The sequence below is a fragment of the Afipia sp. P52-10 genome (assembly GCF_000516555.1).
In the GTDB taxonomy this organism is placed as follows: domain Bacteria; phylum Pseudomonadota; class Alphaproteobacteria; order Rhizobiales; family Xanthobacteraceae; genus P52-10.
Genome location: NZ_AZSJ01000007.1, coordinates 266,959 through 287,549 on the forward strand (window position 1 = coordinate 266,959; position 20,591 = coordinate 287,549).

A 20,591-nucleotide genomic window follows, 5' to 3' on the forward strand; every position below is an offset into this window, starting at 1 on the left:
TGCGCTGGGGACAGGGGCGTTGAATGCGTTAACGGCCCGCTTCACCCGCTTGCGCGGGCGACATGGAGGTCATGCGAGCAGTTCCTGTGCCCAATTGGAAAGGGCCACGTATCCGGCGGCAGGCTTCGTTATCAGTCCAAGAGTTGAAAGCGAGCCAATCAGGTTGTTGAAGCCGCCGCTTGACGACGAGTAGTCGGTGCGCGCACCAAGTTCGTCGCGTGAAAGGTCGCCTGCGCCATTCAGCGCATCGATCAGTTTGCGTTGCGGGTTGCTGAGATAGCTCAGCAGCATATTGCGCCCTTCGGCGGCATCCATCACGCCCTCGTCAACCAGCAGAGAGACGTGGCCCGGCATCGGCTTGCCGATCGCACCGGCCGAGGCGAGACTGCCCAAGAGGTTGTTGAAGCCACCGGAGGAGGGGCTGTAGCCGGAAGCGGCGGCCACCATCTCGCGTGTCGGCGCTTCGTGGCCCAGCGCCTTCCACATGGCCAGCGAACGCAGGACGCGGTGCTGCGGGCCACTGAATTGGCGATTAGCCTTGATCAGCGGGGCTGTCGGCCGAACGGCGCGAACCGGCGGCGCAATGACCTGCCGCCTGGATAGAGGCGGCGGCATAGGACTATCGAGCGACGCAATCGACACGCCAGCTACGGCCAGAGCGTCCTTCAGGCGGCTCTCGACGGCCGCCAGCGCCGCCTTGGCGCGGCTCTCACCGCGCGCAAGCCCCTCAGCAAGCCCGTTCTGATAGGCCTCATCGACGGCCTTCGGATTGATTGCTGGCGCAATGGGGGTCTTGGCCGCCAGCTCTCGCTTGAGGCTGGCAATCTCCGCCTTCAGTGCCTTTGGATCGTTCGCCTTAGTCTCCGCCTCGACCTTGGATAGCCGCTCCTTGAGCCGGCCCAGATCCAGCGGCTTCAGTGTCGTGTCCTGGACCTTCTCGCCCCGTTTTGGCGTGCGAGAGCTGTCGAAGGTGACCTTCAGCGGGAACGCCGCGGTTTCGAGAACGCCGCGCGTCGGAATCCAGATGACGCCCCGACCGCGTTCGAGGCTGGGCAGGGACGCCAGGATGGCTTTGCCTTCCTGTTTGTCGGCCTGCCCTCGATCCACGCGCCGATTGCATCGCGATCCTGAGAGGCGGTCAGCTTGAATGAAATGATGCCGTCAGCCTGGCTCAGCACGTCCTTGGAAAGGACCGCCGGCCGCTGGGTTATCAGCCACGGGATAAAACCCCGCACGCGACCGCGGCGAACGATGGTCTCCATCATGCCGAGCAGCTTCGCGGCCTCACCCTCCTTGTCGAGCAGGCGCTGCGGCGCCCACATGTCAGCCTCGTCGATGATCAGGTGGATGGGCGAACCGTTCACGCCGCGGTAAAATGCGGTCAGAAAGGCCAGCATGAAACGGCGTTCACCCGCCTTGGTGCCGATCTGGCTCAGGTCGAGGATGCAGCTTTCGGCCATGCCAGCGACCGTCTCACCGATCAGCGCGCCCGCATGCTCGGTCAGCGTCAGGTCTCCATGCGAGCCGCCAAAGATCGGGATGTCGAAGGCCGACGCGGAATTGCCATCGGCCTTGAGCCGCAAGCCCCACCATACGCCGAGCGGGTCGATGACGACGCAGCGGGCCTTAGCTTGCAAAAGCCGCTCTACGCAGCTTCCAGCGTTGTAGGTCTTGCCGCTGCCCGCCGTGCCGACGAACGCCAGCCGGTCATCTAGTGCTGCACTTGGGATCGGGTGTCGGCTCATGCCGCAGCCCTCCGAAAGGGGACTGCCGTTTTTGAACGGAGTGTTAGTTTCGTGAAATCCATGCGCGGTCCTCGTTCATCGGTGATGAACTGAGGCCAACAAAATCAAGGAGCATGCGCAGGCTGCGCATCAAGGCCATGGCATCTCTCCCTGGATTTCAATGTGCGCGTATATTCGCCAATTCGCGGGCTATGGCAACAACAGGGCCATAACCACAAACGGTGGCGCGAACGCGATCATGCTTTCTTCAAGAACTCGGTACGCAGCACCAGCCCTTGACCTGCTTCGTGCTGCATTCGATCTCGGCCGGATCGCCGGTCAGGCGGATGTTCTTGACCAGCGTGCCGCGCTTCAGCGTCGTGCCGGCGCCCTGGGCCTTCAGATCCTTGATGAGGTGACGGAATCTCGTTCACGGAGCTGAGGGCCGTTGCCGTCCCGCACGATGACATCGTCTGACATGTCCTACCTTATGAGGTCTGATTGGTTTGAACGGAGGGAGACGAGTTGGCGGGCCATCGCGACGAAGCCGTCGATGCCGACGGTCTCCGCGCGGCGGGTCGGATCGATGCTGGCGGCCGCGGTCAGGCGTGCCGGATCGGTGCCGAGCGATTTCAGACTCTGGCGCAGCATCTTGCGGCGCTGGCCGAACGCGGCTTCGGTGACCCGCTCGAGCGCTGCGCGATCGCACGGCAGCGGTGCCGCGCGCGGGATCAGGCGCACCACCGACGAGGTGACTTTCGGCGGCGGCACGAAGGCGCCGGGCGGGACATCGAACATGATCTTCGCGTCGGTGCGCCAGCCCGCGAACACGGCGAGGCGGCCGTAGGCTTCATCGCCGACGTCCGCGACGATCCGCTCGGCGACCTCGCGCTGGAACATCAGCACCATCGCGTCGTACCAGGGCGGCCACGGCTCGGCGCTGAGCCAGCCGGTCAGCAGCACGGTGGCGATGTTGTAGGGCAGGTTCGCGACGATCTTGGCGCGTTCGCCGTTCAGCAGCGGGCGCGGATCGAAGGTGAGCGCATCGGCGGAGATGATCTCCAGCCGCCCCGGATAATGCGCGGCGACTTCCTGCAAGGCGGCCACGGCGCGCTCGTCGCGCTCGATGGCGATCACGCGCCGCGCGCCGAGCGCCAAGAGCGCACGGGTGAGGCCGCCGGGGCCGGGGCCGATCTCGATGATGGTGTGGGTGTCGAGGCTGCCAGCCGCCCGCGCGATTTTCGCCGTGAGATTGAGGTCGAGCAGGAAGTTCTGCCCGAGCGACTTGCGTGCCGACAGATCGTGCCGGCGGATCACCTCGCGCAGCGGCGGCAGATTGTCGATGGCGCTCATGCCTGTGCCGCCGCCATCCGCGCCGCCAGATGCAGCGCTGCGACCAGGCTCGACGGCTTCGCGCGGCCGCTGCCGGCGATGTCGAATGCGGTGCCGTGATCGGGCGAGGTGCGGATGAAGGGCAGGCCGAGAGTGACGTTGACGCCGTCGTCGAAGGCCAGCGTCTTGATCGGGATCAGCGCCTGATCGTGATACATGCAGATCGCGCAGTCGTAGGTTTTCCGCGCGGCTTCATGGAACATGGTATCGGCGGGCAGCGGGCCGCGCGCATCGATGCCGGCGTTCTGTAGGTGGGCGACGGCGAGCGCGACGATATCGCGATCCTCGGTGCCCAGCGTGCCGTCTTCGCCGGCGTGCGGATTGAGCCCGCTGATGGCGAGCCTTGGCCTGGCAATGCCGAAGCGGCGCTTCAGATCGTTGTAGGCGATCGTCGCGGTTTCGATGATCTCGCGCGTCGACAGCCTGTCGATCGCATCGCGTAGCGACAGGTGGATGGTGACGGGGATCACCGCCAGCGTCTGTGACCACAGCATCATCACCGGCCGCGGCGCGACCCCGCCGTCGGCGGCAAGCTCGGCGAGATATTCGGTGTGACCGGGGTGCCTGAAGCCCGCGCGATACAGCACGCTCTTGGCGATCGGGTTGGTGACGACCGCGGCGGCACGGCCTGCGCGCACGTCATCAACGGCATGACGGATCGAAGCGATGCCGGCGGGCGCACTGGTGGCATCCGGACGGCCAGGCTTTGCGGTCGTGGTCGTCCCGGTCTCGATGACGGGCAGGGTGCTCGCGAAAGCGCTGACGGCATCAGTGGCGCTGACGCGGGCGATGTCGACCGTCAGGCCCAGCGTCTGCGCGCGCTGCGCGAGGAAGCTCGCGTCGCCGGCGATATAGAACGGCGGCAGCGCCAGCTCGCGTCGCCGGCTCCAGGCCGTGAGCGCGATATCCGGGCCGATACCTGCCGGTTCGCCGAGGGTCAATGCAAGCGGTTTTACGTCCGTCATCGCGGGAGACACTAGCATGGCGGCAAGCAGCCCGCGCGGCCGATCACGGGGGCAAGTCTTGCGGACAGCCGCGCCACGTTTGGCACGGACGGCGGCCCGGCCGCTGGGATTTAGTTGCGATACTCGATCATCGACGAGCGGCGAGCTTCCTGCAGGTACTTCTTGGCTTGCGCCTCGTATTTCTGCGCGAACAGCTTCTCGCGGGCTTCGCGCTTTTGCGGCGTCTCGGTGGTTGGCGTGCGGCTGCAGAGCGCGACCATCTCGACGCCCTGGCGCGTCACCTCGGGTGGCGTCAACTGGCCGACCGGCGTCTTGTCCAGCATCTCGCGCAGGTTCGGCGGCAGGTCGGCGGAGGTCTTGATCACCACATCGCGGACGACGCCATCACGCATCGAGCGAAAGAAGCCTTCCGCCTGATCGCAGCTCTGGACACGCCCGCGCAGCGACTCCGCTTCACGTTTGCGCTGCTCGAAGGTGGATTGCGCGGCACCGCGCGGCACCAGCAGCACCACCGGCCGCATGCGATATTCGAAGCTGTCGCCAGCGCCCTTGGCATCGCCCTTCACCTCGATCGCGGAGGCGATGTCCCTTTCACCGACCAGCAGGCTCTGCCCGTAGCGGCCACGCACGAGCTGCGACCAGACGTAGTCGGCCTTGATGCGCAGCTTCAGCGTTTCGGGACGGATACCGCGACCCTCGAGAACCTTGTTGAGCTGCTCGGTGTTGAGCCGCATGCGCGCGCCGGTCGCCGCGTATTGCGCCTCGACGTCGCTCGGCGTCATGTCGAGGTTGAACTTCTTGGCTTCCTTGATCTTCACCCGATCGTTGATCAGCTCCTCCATCGCCTCCTGGCGGCTCACCGCCTTGCCGCCGTTGGAAAGCTGCATCAGCTTGGCGCGTTGGTCGATATCGAAATTGGTGATCGGGTCGCCGTTGACGATGACGACCGCGTTCTGCGCGTGCGCCGGGCGATCCGGAACCGTGGCGATCGCTCCGGACATCAGCACGAGCATCAGACTGAGACGCAGCGGGGACATCAGAGGTGCGAACATCCGCAAACCCATCATTGTTTCTGTAAGGCCGATCCTGAAACTCTCGATCCGGGGTCGAGCAAGGTCTTTAAACCCCAAATTCGTTGTCAGAGCGTGACCGGCAGGCAGAGCCTGCGAACCATGCTCCTGCCGAGATTTCAACGATTAAACAACGGCAAAACCTCGGCAGCGCGACCGGAACCGCGCCGCTTAGAACAGTGAGGAACCGCTGGTCGATGACGACGCTGACGTGTTCTGATTGAACGTTGTCGTACCGATCGTCCGCAGGCCGATCTGCAGCATCACGCGGTGGTTGGTGGTCGGGTTTCCGCTGTAGCCGTAGTCGGTAATATAATTCATGCCAAGCACGAAGCAGTCATCGACGTAACCGGCGCCGACGATGGTCTGGTTGACCTTGTCGGCATGCAGGTCATAGCGCACGCCGCCGCTGACCACCCAGTTGCTGGCAAGCTTGAGCGAGGCCGTGGTGAGAACGCCCTCACGGCGCTCCAGGAAGCCGAGCTCCGGCTGCTTGTCGTAGTTGCCGTACAACAGGCTGACCGACCAGCGATCGAAGTTGGCCCGGGTCTCGAGTTCGAGCCGGCGCAGGTCGAACGTCGCCTCGTCGAGGCGCGTGCGGGCAGAGAAGGTCAGCAGGCTGTTGGGCTGATAGGAGACGCCGCCGACATAGTCGGAGCGCGGCTTGTCGAGGCCCGACCCGAGGCCGGTGTTGGTCAGATCGCCGACAGCGTACGAATTCACGCCGAACAACTGGTAGGACTGGCCGAACGCGAAATTGATGAAGCCGCCGCGGTCGAACTGGGTCGTGCCGCGGATACCGACATTGGCGCGGCCGCCGCCCTCGGTGCGGTCCCACCCCGAGAACTTGTTGACGTTGAACAGGTTGGTTTCGTCGAACACCAGGCTCTGGGCGTCTTCGTTCGGCAGCCTGCCGATCATCTGTTCGTTTGGACGGATGATGACCTGCGCCACCGGCTCGATCACCTGGGTTCCCCACGGCTGAACGCTGATGAACGGGTAGCGATACTCGAAGCCGACGGCCGGCATGAAGCGGGCGGCAGTGGTGTCGCCGGTCGGCAGGTAGTTAGTCACGCCGAGCGCGTCGTTGACCTGGGCATGGTTGACGTCGCCGCGCACCTGGATGAACGGCGTCCAGATCTGACCGATCGAATCGGTGAACGAGCGCTTCCAGGTCGCCTCCGCCGAGAGGCGGGTGAAGTTGCCGGCGATGCCGCGCAGCAGACAGTTCGCGGGGGTTTTGACGGTCGGGTCCGCGGAGGTCGGCAGACACCAGCCCATCGACTGAGCGGTGGCAGTGATCGGGTTGTACGAAATCGCCTCGCGGCTCAGGCTCGTGAAGTTGGCGCGATAGCTCAGTTCGCCGCCCAGGATCGGCCGGTTGAAGACGTTGGCATAGTCGATCACCGGGTGAACGATCGGAATCTGCCGCTGCACGTCGGCCTCGGAGAAGCCGTAGAAGTACATGCCGCGGGCATCGAAGAACGAGCGCGTGCCGACGCCGGTCAGGTACAGCTGCGACACGGCATCGGTCGGGATGGTGGAGAACACCGCCTGCGGTCGCCGGAAGGTGCCGAGCGAATAGTCCTGGAAGAATGTCCGGTCGGAGACCAGCGTGCCGTCCCAGCCCCACGACCAGCGGTCGTTGATGGCGAAGTCACCCTTCGTGGTGACGCCGCCGCGCCAATCCCGGTAGCCTGGCGTCGCCGGACCTTCGGTGCGCAGGAACTCGTCCTTATCGAGCTGACGGATGCCGTAGCCGCGAATCTCGTAGGAGCCGTTGATCATCCGCTGGCGGAACTGGCCCTGCATCAGCACGCCCTGCTTGGTGGTAAAGCGGGGGGTCAGCGTCAGGTCGTAGTCCGGCGCGAGCGCGATGTAATACGGCGTCTGCAGGCCGATGCCGTACTTCGTGTTCGACGAGGCAAGCGGCATTAGAAAGCCTGTCTTCCGCTTCACCGTCGGATCCGGCGAGTAGAAGTAGGGCATGTAGGCAAGGGGCACGCCGAAGAACTCCAGCCGCGCATCCTCGTAATAGAGCATCTTCTCGCCCTGATCGTGGATGATGCGCGCAGCCTTGATCTGCCACAGCGGCGGCTTCTTCGGATTGTCCTTACACGCGGCACAGGCGGTGTAGACGCCGTTCTGGAACACGGTGAAGTTGCCGCCGGAGCGGTCGGCGCGGGTCGCAGCCATCCGTGTCTGGTCGGCGGTGTCCATGCGCAGCGAATCAACGAAGCCGTCGCGATAATCGTCGCTGAGCTCGAGGTAATTCGCGTAGGTGATCTTGCCGTCCTTGTCCGTCATCCGGACATTGCCTTCGGCGGCGAGGCGCTTGGTCTTCTGGTTGTAGGTGACGCGGTCGGCTTCCAGCGTGGTGCCGTTGTAGAAGATCTGCACGCCGCCAACCGCCGACACCAGCGAATTGACGTTGTCGTAGTTCATCTCCTGCGCCTGCACGAGCATCTGCCCGTCATCGTTGCTACGGGTCTGCGGCGGCGGCGGCTTCGGAGCGGGCGGGTTGAACGTGTAGGTCTGCTGGGCGTGCGCGGGCGCAGCCGTCAGCAACGCCGCCGGCGCGAAGGCGGCCAGTGCAAGCGACAGGTGTGCGACGGCACACGCGCAACGCATGATCATGCGGCGCCGAGTGACGCGAACAGACGTACGGCGGGTGGCGACTGGCGTCGTCATCAGCCGTCCTCCAGGTACAACAAGGCCAGCAAACCGACGAGGCTGCCAACCGCTACCGGCAACCACGCCGCAGTGATTGGATGCATCAACTCGGCCTTGCTCAGATCTTCAGTGACTTTCGACAGGACATAAAGCAGAAACCCCGCCGCGATGCCACTCAAAACCATCTTCTGGACACCGCCGAGGCGAAAGAATCTGAGGCTGACGGCCGAGGCCAGCATGACCATTGCGGCTAACAAGAACGGTCTGGACAGCAGTTTTTGATATTGCAGCCGGTAGCCCGCGGTCGACAGCCCCGAATTCTGCGACGAGGTGATGTAATCGGGCAACTCCCAGAACGACACGGATTCGGGGTTGGCGAAGCTTCCGCGCACCTGATCGGGGGTGAGATTCGTCTTGATTCGATGGGTGTCCTCCGCCAGCGGCGGGGCGTCGAAGGTGTAGCGACGCACACCCTTCAACAGCCAGTAACCATCTTCCAAGGTGGCCTCGCGCGCGTCCAGCCGCTCCTTGAATTTGTGCTGCGGATCGAACCGGAAGACGGTGAGGCCGGCGAGTGCGACACCGCGCCGCTGGCTGCTGGCGGCATTGATGATGGTCTGACCCTCGTTCGTGACCTGGTTGAGCCAGAAGCCGACCGCGTCCTGCATCATCTGCGTGCGATCGCCGAACAGCAGGGTTTCGTTCGCCTGGGCGCGTTCCTGCATCTCTGCCGACACCGGATTGTAGACCGTGGTGGCGATCACCCCGAGCACCAGCGCGCTGACCAGGGCAGGGGTCATGAATTGCCAAGCCGAAACCCCGGCGGCCCGCGCCACCACCAGTTCCAGCCGCCGCGACAAATTGAGGTAGCAGGACATCGCCGCCACCAGCACGCAGAACGGCATCAACCGCTCCAACAGCTGCGGCACGCGAAACAGCGAGGTCTGCACCACGAGCCAGGTCGGCACGTCGATGCCGGACGTCTTACGGGTCAGTTCGATGTAGTCCACCAGCACGATCAGCACGAACACGCCGGCGAACACGCCAAGCGCTGCACCGACGAACTTGCCGGCGAAGTAACGGGCCAAAGTGTTGGTGACCATCGCGCCCTCCGCTCTACGAGGAGGCCGACGGCGTCAGCCGGCGCGACACGCGCTCGACGAGGCCGTTGATGGTGTCGAGCAGCACCGTCGGCGGCTCGAGCGTTTTGACGTTCAAGATCGCCCAGATGCTGAACAGGAAGGTCGCCAGCAGCATCGCATATTGCAGCGGTGCCGCATAAGCCGAGTTCACCGCCATGACGGTGCAGGCAAATCCGGCCAGGCGCAGCGCGCCGACCGAAAGAATCGCATTGGTGATCGACAGGCTGCGGCTCTGGCGCGTGGTGCGCGGCGAGCCGAGGAAGGCGAAGGTCAGCGCCATGAACGCGAACGGATAGAGCGGTGAGGTCAGACGTTCGTGCAGTTCGGCGCGGAATTGCCCGGGAAACTGCTTGAACATCGGATCGTCGGGATCGGGATTGAACAGCTCCCACAGGTAGCGTTCGCGGATCGAATAGGTGACGGCGGACGAGACGTTACCGATCTTCGACATATCGAAGGCGTAGCGGTCGAACACGATCAGCGTCGGCTCGCGGCGGCCGGCTTGGAAGCGCTGCAGGTTGCCTTCGTCGAGAACGAGATAGGAGCCGCTCTCGTTTTTCAGCACGGTGCCGCGATCCGCAATGATGGTGACGCGCTCGTTCGGATCGCGACGATCGTCGACGAAGATACCGACCAGGAGTCCGCCCGGCTGGCGATCGCGCACGCGCAGTGTCAGGTTGCGCTCGACCTCGACGAACTTACCGGTCTGCAGCACGTTGGTCAGCACGTCGGCGGTGATCTCGCGCTGCCAGGCCTTCAGCCGGCGCAGTCCGTCAGGCGCGATGAAGGCTGAGGTCGCAAGGATCAGCAGCGACACGACGATGGTTACGTACAGGAACGGACGGAACAGCCGCCAGGGCTGCATGCCGGCGGCGTTCATGACGATGATCTCGGAATCGGTGGAGAGCTTGTTCAGAGCGTAGGCCACCGCGATCACCAAAGCGATCGGCGCGATCACCAGCACGAGATAGGGGATCGCAAGTCCGGTCAGTCCGATGAAGACGAGCACGGTCTGGCCCTGGCTCGTCATCACGTCGATGCCGCGCAGCGCCTGCGTGATCCAAATCACGCCGGTCAGCGTCGTCACGACGAGCACGAACGCCGCAAACGTCTGACGGAAGATATAGCTGTCGATCGACCCCATCGGTCAGCGCAAGCCGTCCCCTTTGATGCCGCAGCAGATGATGCAATCCCGTCCCCACGGGCGTTGCGGATAGCTGACGGCTCACCACCCCTCAAGCTTTACCATCCCATTGAGAGGTCAACAAAATGGCCTGTCGATGGCCACCCCCTTGTCAGGCGCGATTGTTGGTTAATTGTGGCCTTCCGGGCACGACCATACCCCGTGTATGGCCGCTTCCGGCGCTTGGCAGCGGCTGTAGCCCCAGGCCATAGTGCGATGGTCGCCGGGCGCGGCACATCCTCTGAACGCCGATTCGGCTTCGCGGAATCGGATTCGTCGCATATCCTGTTGTTTGGGCATGAACTTTCCCGAAAACCGGCCCCGGTTCGGACGTCGCGCCCGAAGGGTCGATTCCGGCCTCAAGCTCTGGAGGTTTTCATGTCCGATTCCATCACGATCGGCTTCGTTCCGCTCTCGGCCGCCGCCAAGAGTGTTCTGGTCCTGTTCACCGATGAATCCCTGAAATTTGGCTCGGCATCGGCAAAAATTCTTGGTGGAACCGCAGAGACCGTGAAGCGAGCGGCGTCGGCTGCCCGTTTCAAGGGCAAGGCCGGGGCGGCGCTCGATATTTTGGCGCCGGCTGGACTAAAGGCCGAACGGTTGATCGTGATCGGCACCGGCAAGGCCGGGGCGCTGAAGGCCGAGGATTACATCAAGCTCGGCGGTCAGATTTCCGGACGGCTGAAGAACGCGCCAGCGGTCACGGTGGTCGCCGAACTCGCAGGCGGCGCCTTCAAGCCCGCCGATGTCGCCGCGGTGGCGTCTGGCATCCGGCTGCGGGCTTATACCTTTGACCGCTACAAGACGAAGAAGAAGGATGACGACGATACGCCGAAGCTTGCCGTGTCGATCGCCGTTTCGGATGTCTCGGCGGCGAAGAAGGCGTTCGCACCGGTCGACCAGGTGACCGACGGTGTCATCGTCGCCCGCGATCTCGTCAACGAGCCGCCGAACGTTCTCTATCCGGAGGAGTTCGCCAAGCGCGCAGCACAACTGCGCAAGCTCGGCGTCCAGGTCGAGATCTTCGATAAGAAGGCGATGACCAAACTCGGCATGGGCGCGCTGCTTGGCGTGGCACAGGGCTCGGTGCGCGAGGGCCGCATGGTCGTGATGCGCTGGAACGGCGGCAAGAAGGGCGACAAGCCGGTCGGTTTCGTCGGCAAGGGTGTCTGCTTCGACACTGGCGGCATCTCAATCAAACCCGCCGGCGGCATGGAGGAGATGAAGGGCGACATGGCGGGCGCGGCCTGCGTGGTCGGCCTGATGCACGCGCTCGCCGCACGTAAGGCGAAGGTGAACGCGATCGGCGCCATCGGCCTGGTCGAGAATATGCCGGACGGGAACGCGCAGCGGCCCGGCGACATCGTCAAGACCATGTCGGGCCAGACCATCGAGATCATCAATACCGATGCCGAAGGTCGGCTCGTGCTTGCCGACGTGCTCTATTACGTGGCGAAGACCTACAAGCCGCAATTCATGGTCGATCTTGCGACGCTGACCGGCGCGATCCTAGTTGCGCTCGGCACCGAGCATGCGGGCCTGTTCTCCAACAACGACGAGCTGTCGGAGCGGCTGCGGCTTGCAGGTCTCGCGACCGGCGAGACCGTGTGGCGGATGCCGCTCGGTGCAGCCTACGACAAGCTGATCGATTCCAAGTTTGCGGACATGAAGAACACCGGTCCGCGCTACGGCGGCTCGATCACTGCGGCCCAACTGTTGCAGCGCTTCGTCAATGAGACGCCGTGGGCGCATATCGATATCGCCGGCACTGGCATGGGCGCGCCGTCGAGCGACATCAACACGTCGTTCGGAACCGGTTACGGCGTGCGGCTGCTCGATCGGCTGGTGGCCGACTACTACGAAGCGAAGAAATGATCAGAGCGCGGCGGCGGCCATGACCGAAGTGCTGTTCTATCATCTGCAGAACCAGACGGTGGAACGCGTGCTGCCGCCGCTGCTCGAGAAGTCGCTCGAGCGCGGCTGGCGCGTGGTGGTGCAGGCGGCGTCGGAGGAACGTGCCGACGCGCTCGACTCGCATCTGTGGACCTATCGTGACGACTCGTTCCTGCCGCATGGAACCTGGCGCGATCGGGATGCGGCCGAACAGCCGATCATCCTGGCAGTGCAGGACGATAACCCGAACCAGGCCTCGGTCCGTTTCCTGATCGACTGTGCCGATCTGCCCGCGGACGCGGCGGGCTATCAGCGTCTCGTGCTGATGTTCAATGGTGATGACGAGGATGCGACCGTGGCCGCGCGAGCTGCGTGGACGGCCAGCAAGGCGAAGGGTTTCGATGTCACTTATTGGCAGAGTGATGAACTCGGCCGCTGGCAGAGGAAAGCCTGACGCTGCGCCGCATCAAACGTTGCGATGACGGCGCGCCGATGGCATTAAGCATCTTCGGGGATTAAGGGTGTGAACAGTGCTGCGGGTCACGGTGATGCCGCAAAGCCTCTGTTGAACCTGTTGATGTTGGATTCTGGCGATGCGATCGTGCATCGCGATCAGGCGTGGCTTGTAGGCGTGGTTGGCGAATGAAGTGGTTGATGCAGCATAGGCGCGTGACGGTTGCCCTGCTTGCGGCGACACCGCTGCTCGCAGGGTGCGGCGCGGCGGACTTTTCGCTGAAGGATGCGGAGTGGTTCAACCGCCCGACGCGGATGTTCAACCGCAGCCTGACTCTCGAGACGCCGCCCTTGTCCGACGACCGGCCGGTTGCTGCTTCCGACCTGATTAGCGCCGAAGGATATTGCGCCGGCATGATGACCGGCGATGCCAATGCGATGACCGATACCGGCGTGCCTGCGGGGGCCGAGCCGGCGTCGGGCGGGATCGCGATTGGTCGTTCCGAATGCGACGTGGCGCGCGTGGCGGGCCAACCCGACAACGTGTCGATCACCAACGAGGGCGGTCAGCGCATTACGGTGTTGACCTATGTGCGCGGTCCGCGTCCGGGCATCTATCGTTTCGCGGGGGGGCGGCTGAATTCAATGGAGCGGGGCGCTGAGCCTGAGCCTGCGCCGACCCGTACCAAGGGGCGCCAGAAGGCGCGCCACGGCTGATTTCGCCGATCAAAACTCTGCTGCATCATTTTTGAATGGGCGCCTGATCGAGAGGGAGGCAGAGGCTTTTGCTTGCGCATCATCCTCAGCCGAAAGCGTGGTTCAAGAACCACTACGCACTTTCGCTTCGTGCGCTTGCGGGAGCGGGATCATAAGGCGGCTCCTCAGCACGTTTCGCTTAACCCGACGCAGCTTCCAGCGACGAACTCGCTTGCAGCCACTCGTCTTCGGCGCGCGCGAGCGCTGCTGCTGCGGCACTGCGAGCCTTCGATAGTTGCGCGGCCTTGGCCGGATCGCGCTGGAAGATGTCGGGCAAGGCCAGCGCCGCATCGATCTTGGCGATGATACCGTTGATGCGTTCGATCTCCGCTTCCGCATCGGAGACCTTCTGCCGCAACGGCTTGCGGTCGATCTTCTCTGCGCGCCGCGTCTCATCGCGGCGCGGTGCGCTGTCGTCGCGCTCGCGCTGGGATCGCTGGCCGCGCGCTGAGAGAACTTCCCGACGGTAATCGTCGAGGTCACCTTCGTAAGGCGTGACGGCGCCGTTCGCCACGACCCACAGTCGGTCGGCGCAGGCGTCGATCAGGTAGCGATCGTGGCTGACCATGATCACGGCGCCGGGAAATTCGTTGATCGCTTCGGCGAGCGCCGCGCGGCTGTCGATGTCGAGATGGTTGGTCGGCTCGTCGAGGATGATCAGCTGCGGGGCGAAAAACGTCGCGAGCCCGAGCAGCAGTCGGGCCTTCTCGCCGCCGGACAGGCTGGTGACCTTCGTGTCGGCGGCCTGGCCGGAGAAGCCGATGGCGCCGGCGCGGGCGCGGATCTTGGTCTCTGGCGCGTCGGGCATCAGTTGCCGGACGTGGCTGTAGGGCGAACCGTCGAGGTTCAGTTCGTCCACCTGGTGCTGGGCGAAGTAGCCGACAGCGAGCTTGTCGGCGCGCGTCACGTTACCCGAGAATGGCGCGAGGCGATTGGCGAGCAGCTTCACCAGCGTCGATTTGCCGTTGCCGTTCTGCCCGAGCAGGGCGATGCGATCGTCGTTGTCGATGCGCAGCGTGATGCGATTCAGCACCGGCTTGTCCGGGTCGTAGCCGACGGCGACGCCGTTCACCGCGATGATCGGCGGCGACAGCAGCTTTTCCGGTGCGGGGAATGTGATCTCGCGCACGTCCTGGGTGACGAGCGCGGTGATCGGCTGCATCCGCTCCAGCATCTTCACGCGTGATTGCGCCTGGCGTGCCTTCGACGCCTTCGCCTTGAAGCGATCGACGAATGCCTGCAGCTTCGCGCGCTCCGCTTCCTGCCGCTTCACCGCCTTGGCGTCGAGCAGTTCGCGCGCCGCGCGCTGTTGCGCGAACGAGGCATATGCGCCGCGATAGAGCGTCAGCTTGCCGCGATCGAGGTGCAGGATCTGATCGACGGAGTTTTCCAACAGGTCGCGGTCGTGGCTGACGACGATCACCGTGCGCGGATAGCGCGCCAGATGATCCTCCAGCCACAGCGTGCCTTCGAGATCGAGATAGTTGGTCGGCTCGTCCAGCAATAGCAGGTCGGGAGCTGCGAACAGCGTCGCCGCGAGCGCCACGCGCATGCGCCAGCCGCCGGAGAATTCCTGGCAGGGACGCTGCTGATCTTCGGCCGAGAAACCGAGGCCGGAGAGAATGGCGGCCGCGCGCGCCGGCGCCGAATGCGCGTCGATATCCACCAGCCGGGTCTGAATCTCGGCGATCCGGTCCGGGTCCTGTGCTGTTTCGGCCTCGGCGAGCAGGCTTGCGCGCTCGGTGTCGGCTGAGAGCACCACCGCGATCAGGCTCTCCGGGCCGCTCGGGGCTTCCTGCGCGAGGCTGCCGATCCGCCAGCGCGCCGGCACTTCGATGCGGCCGCTCTCGGTCGCGAGTTCGCCGCGGATCGCCTTGAACAGGGTGGACTTGCCGGTTCCATTACGGCCGACGAAACCGACGCGCGCGCCCGGCACGATCCGCACAGTGGCGTGATCGATCAGCAGGCGTCCGGCGACGCGGATCGAGATGTCGGTGATGGACAGCATGGCGGCGTTATTCACCGCTTCAGAGCTGGAACGCAACCGCTTTTATCGAGCGTTTCGGCGTCACGCGACGCGGACTGAACGTATCAGCGGGGTTTGTCGTCGGCCGGGGGCTCATGCGCCTCACGCGCCTGCAACTCGTTGAGGAGGTGCTGCAGCCGATCCGGAAACGGCGCGCTGAACCCGATCGTCTGCTTCAGTTTCTCGCCGATGCCGCGCGCCACCGCGCGGCTGGTGGAAGGATCGAGCTGAAGGCCGTCGTCGTCATTGGTGCGGGTCGACATTAAGGGGTTCCATCGATTCAACGCGCTTGCGGTAGATCAAGCGGTGATGGAGGAAATGGTTGCGAGAAACCGGTGGAGATGGTGAGCAACTCGTAAATTTTTATTCAAATTGGTGCAGACTGTCTTTTTGCCGGGAACCTGAACGCTTGGCAATAACAAAACCCCGGTGCGTTGGGCGGCACCGGGGGCCTTTTGCAAGTTGCAAGCCTGCAGCGGTCCTGCGATCTGACCCCGTCTCCAATCAGAATGCGCAGACGTTGACCGTGCGCCAGCGCATGCCCTTGCGGGTCTGCACGAGCCGCTGCTGATAGCAGCTGCGGGCGTAGACCGGGCCACCGACCACGAAGGACGGACCGAAGCCGTAGTAGCCATGGTGATGGTGGTGATGCGGATGCCAGCCGCCGCCGAGCTTGACGGTGAACGCTGAGGCCGAGGTCGGCATCAGCGCGACGGCGGTGAGGGAGGCGGCCGCGGCGAGGCCGAGAACGAGTTTGCGGATCATGGTCGTGGTCTCCAAGGTTGGGGCGCTGTCTGCCCGTGTGGTGTCCCATGGCCGGTTCGTCTCAGCCGCGGTTGCGCGCGTTCAAGGCCGGGGCGGATCATTTTTTGTCGATGTGTTTGAACCTGGATGCGGATTGACGCGATCGGGCGGAGTACTGCGCCGAAGGCCGCGCGCAAAAAGGAACCCCGGCTGGTGAGGCCGGGGTCGAGGTTGGTCAGTCACAGGGAGAAAGAAGGGTCAGCGGCAGACATTCACCGTGCGATAGCGGGGGCCGAACGGGGTCGGCACCAGGCGCTGCTGAATGCAGCCGCGATGACGGAAGTGGGCGTGGGAGCCGCGCCAGTCACGCTTCATGCCGAAGCCATGATAGGGGCGATGATGGTCATAGCCGCGGTAGTGCGGACCGCCGTCCCAGGCGGAAGCCGCCGTCGGTGCGATCGCTGCGGCACCGAGCGACGCTGCGGCAACAAGACCAAGAGCAAGCTTGCGAAACATCATACTCTCCATTCCAGGACGTACAGTCCGGCTTTGCGAACGGTCTGTGCGCGTGGCTGTTAGCCCTGCGCTACGGCCGTTCAATGCAGGAGAGCCTAGTGGGTGATCACTGAACGGGGCCGTCACGGGCCGGTCAGACTGAGTTCACCTTCATGAATTCGCCGCAAGCTAGATGACATGACCGTAAGGAAGGGATCTGACCTGCGCGGCCTTCTGTCCGCGCTTTGGCCCGAATTCCGCGTGCAAATGCAGCAGCCGCCCCGCTTGCCGGAGCGGAAAGGCATCGTTATAAGCCCGGCACCTCATTAACCATTGCCTGCAGGGACCAGATCATGGCGATTGAACGCACCTTCTCGATCATCAAGCCGGACGCGACCGAGCGTAATCTCACCGGCGCCATCAACGCCATCATCGAGAAGGCGGGACTTCGCATCGTCGCGCAGAAGCGTATCCGCATGACCAAGGAACAGGCCGAGACCTTCTACGCCGTGCACAAGGCGCGTCCGTTCTTCGGCGAACTGGTCGACTTCATGATTTCGGCTCCGGTCGTCGTGCAGGTGCTGGAAGGCGACAATGCGATCGCGCGCTATCGCGACGTGATGGGCGCGACCGATCCGTCGAAGGCGGCCGATGGCACCATCCGCAAGCTGCATGCGAAGTCGATCGGCGAGAACTCGGTGCATGGTTCGGACGCGGCCGAGACTGCGGCGATCGAGATTGCGCAGTTCTTCTCCGGTAACGAGATCGTCGGCTGAGCTGATCAGGCTTACAGTTGCAAAACGCCGGGCGTGTTCGCGCCCGGCGTTTTCGTTTGTCCGGACCAGCGTCTTTGTGGATCAGGCGGAGGGGGCGATCAGCGGCGTGCCGCTGGCCTCGCTGCCTTCGATGATGCATCGGTCGCCGTCGATGCGCACGCGCATGTCGGCGACGAGCTTCAGCGCCGCCGGATAGATGCGATGCTCGACGGTGAGGATGCGCCCGGACAGCGTCTCCGGGGTGTCGTCGTCAGCCACCGCGACCGCGCCCTGCATGATGATGGGGCCTGCGTCGGTATCCGGGGTGACGAAATGCACGGTCGCGCCGGAGAGCTTGACGCCAGCCTTGATCGCCTGGGCGTGCGGCTCCAGCCCCGGAAACGAGGGCAGCAGCGAGGGATGGATGTTCAGCATCCGGCCCTGCCAGCGCAGCACGAAATCGGCGGTGAACAGCCGCATGAAGCCGGCGAGGCAGACGATGTCGATGCTGCGGCTGTCCAGCACCGCCTGCAGCGCGGCCTCGAAGCCGGCGCGGTCTTTGCCGTAGGGCTTGCTCGCGACGATTTCCACCGGAATGCCAGCCTCGCGCGCCTTCGCCACGCCAGCCGCATCCGGCTTGTTGGAAATGACGACGGTGATCTCGGCGGGAAACGCGTTGTCGCGCGCGGCCTCGATCAGCGCGCTCATGTTGGAGCCGCGCCCGGAGATCAGAATGGCAACGCGCCGTCGCATCGCGTTACGGCTTCATGTCGAGTTGGTTGTCATAGACGACACGCTCGTCGCCGTCCGCTGCGATCACCTGGCCGAGCGGCATCACGGTCTCGCCTGAGCTCATCAGCACATCGGTCACCCGTTGCGCCGCCTCCGCCTTGACGATCGCGACCATGCCGACGCCGCAGTTGAAGGTGCGCAGCATCTCGCGCTCGGCGATGCCGCCTTGCGCCGCCAGCCACTTGAACACCGGCAGCATCTTCAATTCGGCGAGGTCGATCCGCACGCCGAGGCCGTTCGGCAGCACGCGCGGAATGTTGTCGGTGAAGCCGCCGCCGGTGATGTGGGCGAGTGCCTTCACCGCACCGGTCTCGCGGATCGCGCGCAGGCAGGATTTGACGTAGAGGCGGGTGGGCGTGAGCAGCGCGCCACCGAGCGTCATCACCGGCGCGAACGGGGCTGGCGCATCCCAGCCGAGGCCAGAGACCTCGACGATCTTGCGCACCAGCGAATAGCCGTTGGAGTGGACGCCGGAGGAGGCGAGGCCGATCACCACGTCACCGGCGGCGATGTCCTTGGTCGGCAGCAGCGTGCCGCGTTCAGCGGCGCCGACAGCGAAACCCGCGAGGTCGTAGTCGCCGTCCTTGTAGAGGCCGGGCATCTCGGCGGTCTCGCCGCCGATCAGCGCGCAGCCGGATTCGCGGCACCCTTCGGCGACGCCCGCGACGATTGCCGCGGTTGCCTCCGGATCGAGCTTGCCGCAGGCAAAGTAGTCGAGGAAGAACAGCGGCTCGGCGCCCTGGACCACCAGATCGTTCACCGACATCGCCACCAGATCGATGCCGATGCCGGTGTGGATCTTGGTCTCGATCGCGATCTTGACCTTGGTGCCGACCCCGTCGGTGGCCGCCACCAGGACCGGGTCCTTGAAGCCTGCGGCCTTGAGATCAAACAGCCCGCCGAAGCCGCCGATTTCCGCATCGGCGCCCGGTCGAGCGGTTGCGCGCACCATCGGCTTGATCAGGTCGACCAGCCGGTTGCCGGCATCGATATCGACGCCCGCGTCGGCGTAGGTGAGGCTGTTCTTGCGGTCGGTCATCTCTTTCGGCCGGTCGAGAGGGCTATGGGTCGGCAATCCGCTGGTTACGCAGATTTCCTTGTCCGCGCAATGGCTCGCACCGGTCTGCCAACTGTACTATGTAGACAAGTAGCCGGGCGGGGCACTCCGTGGGGAGGGGTGCCCGCCCGGCGTCCGGGACCTGCGCGTGAATATTCCAAACCTCATTACCTTGGTCCGGATCCTGCTGGTTCCGGTCATCATCTGGGCGATCACATCCGGTCAGATGGCGGTGGCGTTCGTGCTGTTCTTCATCGCCGGCCTGAGCGATGCAGTGGACGGCTTCCTCGCCAAGCGCTTCAACATGCAGAGCGAGATCGGTGCGATGCTCGATCCGCTGGCGGACAAGTGCCTGTTGGTATCGATCTACGTCGCGCTCGGCATCGTCGCCGAAATTCCGCGCTGGCTGGTGATCCTGGTGGTCTCGCGCGACATTATCATCATCGGCGCGGTGATCGTCTCCTGGCTGGTGGGCCGGCCGATCCCGATGAAGCCGCTGATGGTCTCGAAACTGAACACGGTGGCGCAGGTGTTCTATGCCGGCGTGATCATGGCCGCACTCGGCTTCGGCTTCGCGGTGGCACCGCTGGACATGATCCTGATGGCGGCGGTGACGGTGCTGACACTGGCGTCGGTCGGCTTTTACCTGGTCGAGTGGATGCGCCACATGAGCGAGTTGGAATCGAACCAATAGCGGGATCTCGGTTGCTGTCTTGCTTTGGGCGCGATCGTGGTCGAGAAGCGGAACGGGCGCTGCAGCAAGGCGCATCGGGAGTTTGAGTCAAGTGGCAGGTAGCGCGCAACCGCGGCAACTGGCGTTTTCCTTGCCGCATGCGGAAAGCCTTACGCGCGAGGATTTTCTCGAAGGGCCGGGCAATGCCGCAGCCGTCGCGCTGATCGACCGCTGGCCGGACTGGCCGGCCCGGACCGTCATGCTGACCGGCGAAAGCGGGGCCGGCAAGAGTCATCTCGCATCGATCTGGGCGGTCAATTCCGGCGCGCGGCTGACGGCGGCGCGGGCTCTGACGGCGGCGACTGTGCCTGATGCGCTGGCGACCGGCGCGCTGGTGATCGAGGACGTCGCCCCGTCCGCGGTGGACGAGCGGGCGCTATTTCATCTGCTCAACCTCGCTCGCCAGCAGCAGGCGGACGTGCTGATGACCGCGCGTACGCTTCCGGCCACCTGGACCTTTGATCTGCCGGACCTCGCCTCGCGACTGCGGGCGGTTCCGGTGGTGACGCTGGCGTCGCCGGACGATGCGCTCTTGCGGGCGCTGATCGTCAAATTGTGCATGGACCGGCAGCTCACCGTCGATGAGAGCCTGGTTAATTACGTTGCGGCGCGGATTGAACGCTCCTTTGCTGCAGCGCGAAGGGCCGTGGACCTGCTGGATCGCGAATCGCTGCGGCTCGGACGGCCGGTGACGCGAGCCCTGGCTTCGGAACTGTTGCGGGGACCAGCGGCTTGATT

The 20,591-nt window shown here is 64.4% G+C and carries 19 protein-coding genes and 1 pseudogene; 6 read left to right on the plus strand and 14 right to left on the minus strand.

Going from position 1 to position 20,591, the window contains the following annotated elements:
- Positions 1-69: 69 nt before the first annotated feature.
- The 8 genes and pseudogenes from X566_RS24455 to lptF form a co-directional block, all read right to left on the minus strand.
- A complete protein-coding gene (locus X566_RS24455; protein ID WP_081740319.1) occupies positions 70-1,107 on the minus strand; it encodes a hypothetical protein in 1,038 nt (345 codons plus the stop codon).
- An 874-nt stretch (positions 1,108-1,981) separates the two neighbouring features.
- Positions 1,982-2,204 (minus strand): annotated as a pseudogene (locus X566_RS24460) (PhnA domain-containing protein).
- A gap of 3 nt (positions 2,205-2,207) precedes the next feature.
- Positions 2,208-3,077 (minus strand): 16S rRNA (adenine(1518)-N(6)/adenine(1519)-N(6))-dimethyltransferase RsmA, encoded by an 870-nt coding sequence (gene rsmA / locus X566_RS18490; protein ID WP_034470346.1) that lies wholly within the window; start codon positions 3,075-3,077, stop codon positions 2,208-2,210.
- Positions 3,074-4,081 carry a 4-hydroxythreonine-4-phosphate dehydrogenase PdxA gene (gene pdxA, locus X566_RS18495; RefSeq protein WP_034470348.1) on the minus strand — a complete coding sequence of 336 codons (1,008 nt, stop codon included), beginning with the start codon at positions 4,079-4,081 and terminating at the stop codon, positions 3,074-3,076. Before pdxA ends, rsmA begins: the two co-directional genes overlap by 4 nt.
- Before the next feature lie 110 nt (positions 4,082-4,191).
- Positions 4,192-5,118, minus strand: coding sequence for a peptidylprolyl isomerase (locus X566_RS18500; protein WP_152539977.1), 927 nt, complete (start codon positions 5,116-5,118; stop codon positions 4,192-4,194).
- Between the two features lie 204 nt (positions 5,119-5,322).
- Entirely contained in the window at positions 5,323-7,842 is a 2,520-nt protein-coding gene (locus tag X566_RS18505; RefSeq protein WP_081740320.1) for an LPS-assembly protein LptD, read from the minus strand.
- Entirely contained in the window at positions 7,842-8,927 is a 1,086-nt protein-coding gene (lptG, locus tag X566_RS18510) for an LPS export ABC transporter permease LptG (RefSeq protein WP_034470356.1), read from the minus strand. Before lptG ends, X566_RS18505 begins: the two co-directional genes overlap by 1 nt.
- A 13-nt stretch (positions 8,928-8,940) precedes the next feature.
- Positions 8,941-10,110 carry an LPS export ABC transporter permease LptF gene (lptF, locus tag X566_RS18515; protein WP_034470359.1) on the minus strand — a complete coding sequence of 390 codons (1,170 nt, stop codon included), beginning with the start codon at positions 10,108-10,110 and terminating at the stop codon, positions 8,941-8,943.
- Between the two features lie 417 nt (positions 10,111-10,527).
- On the opposite strand from lptF, the gene X566_RS18520 reads away from it, so the two are divergent.
- The 3 genes from X566_RS18520 to X566_RS18530 all read left to right on the plus strand — a co-directional run bounded on the left by X566_RS18520 (position 10,528) and on the right by X566_RS18530 (position 13,212).
- Positions 10,528-12,024, plus strand: a complete 1,497-nt coding sequence (locus tag X566_RS18520; protein ID WP_034470362.1) for a leucyl aminopeptidase — start codon at positions 10,528-10,530, stop codon at positions 12,022-12,024.
- 19 nt (positions 12,025-12,043) lie between these two features.
- On the plus strand, positions 12,044-12,496 hold the full coding sequence (locus X566_RS18525) for a DNA polymerase III subunit chi (RefSeq protein WP_034470366.1): 453 nt from the start codon (positions 12,044-12,046) through the stop codon (positions 12,494-12,496).
- Positions 12,497-12,696: 200 nt separating this feature from the next.
- Positions 12,697-13,212 carry a hypothetical protein gene (locus X566_RS18530; protein WP_034472376.1) on the plus strand — a complete coding sequence of 172 codons (516 nt, stop codon included), beginning with the start codon at positions 12,697-12,699 and terminating at the stop codon, positions 13,210-13,212.
- Between the two features lie 178 nt (positions 13,213-13,390).
- Here the strand turns inward: X566_RS18530 and X566_RS18535 are convergent, their stop codons facing one another.
- From X566_RS18535 to X566_RS18550, 4 genes are all read right to left on the minus strand, one after another.
- Positions 13,391-15,259: an ABC-F family ATP-binding cassette domain-containing protein gene (locus tag X566_RS18535; protein WP_034470368.1), complete on the minus strand. Its 1,869-nt coding sequence runs from the start codon at positions 15,257-15,259 to the stop codon at positions 13,391-13,393.
- 83 nt (positions 15,260-15,342) lie between these two features.
- Positions 15,343-15,540 carry a hypothetical protein gene (locus X566_RS18540; protein ID WP_034470369.1) on the minus strand — a complete coding sequence of 66 codons (198 nt, stop codon included), beginning with the start codon at positions 15,538-15,540 and terminating at the stop codon, positions 15,343-15,345.
- 241 nt (positions 15,541-15,781) lie between these two features.
- A complete protein-coding gene (locus tag X566_RS18545; RefSeq protein WP_034472378.1) occupies positions 15,782-16,042 on the minus strand; it encodes a hypothetical protein in 261 nt (86 codons plus the stop codon).
- A 237-nt stretch (positions 16,043-16,279) separates the two neighbouring features.
- On the minus strand, positions 16,280-16,540 hold the full coding sequence (locus X566_RS18550; RefSeq protein ID WP_343213121.1) for a hypothetical protein: 261 nt from the start codon (positions 16,538-16,540) through the stop codon (positions 16,280-16,282).
- A gap of 329 nt (positions 16,541-16,869) precedes the next feature.
- Here X566_RS18550 and ndk point away from each other — a divergent pair, with 329 nt between their 5' ends.
- A complete protein-coding gene (gene ndk / locus X566_RS18555) occupies positions 16,870-17,292 on the plus strand; it encodes a nucleoside-diphosphate kinase (protein ID WP_034470371.1) in 423 nt (140 codons plus the stop codon).
- 81 nt (positions 17,293-17,373) lie between these two features.
- On the opposite strand, the gene purN is transcribed toward ndk, so the two are convergent.
- Both purN and purM read right to left on the minus strand, forming a co-directional pair.
- Positions 17,374-18,024 carry a phosphoribosylglycinamide formyltransferase gene (purN, locus tag X566_RS18560; RefSeq protein WP_034470373.1) on the minus strand — a complete coding sequence of 217 codons (651 nt, stop codon included), beginning with the start codon at positions 18,022-18,024 and terminating at the stop codon, positions 17,374-17,376.
- Between the two features lie 4 nt (positions 18,025-18,028).
- Positions 18,029-19,102, minus strand: coding sequence for a phosphoribosylformylglycinamidine cyclo-ligase (gene purM, locus X566_RS18565; protein ID WP_034470375.1), 1,074 nt, complete (start codon positions 19,100-19,102; stop codon positions 18,029-18,031).
- A 166-nt stretch (positions 19,103-19,268) separates the two neighbouring features.
- Here purM and X566_RS18570 point away from each other — a divergent pair, with 166 nt between their 5' ends.
- Together X566_RS18570 and X566_RS18575 are read left to right on the plus strand one after the other, a co-directional pair.
- On the plus strand, positions 19,269-19,814 hold the full coding sequence (locus X566_RS18570; protein ID WP_034470378.1) for a CDP-alcohol phosphatidyltransferase family protein: 546 nt from the start codon (positions 19,269-19,271) through the stop codon (positions 19,812-19,814).
- 91 nt (positions 19,815-19,905) lie between these two features.
- Positions 19,906-20,589, plus strand: coding sequence for a chromosomal replication initiator protein DnaA (locus X566_RS18575; protein ID WP_034470381.1), 684 nt, complete (start codon positions 19,906-19,908; stop codon positions 20,587-20,589).
- Positions 20,590-20,591 lie beyond the last annotated feature (2 nt).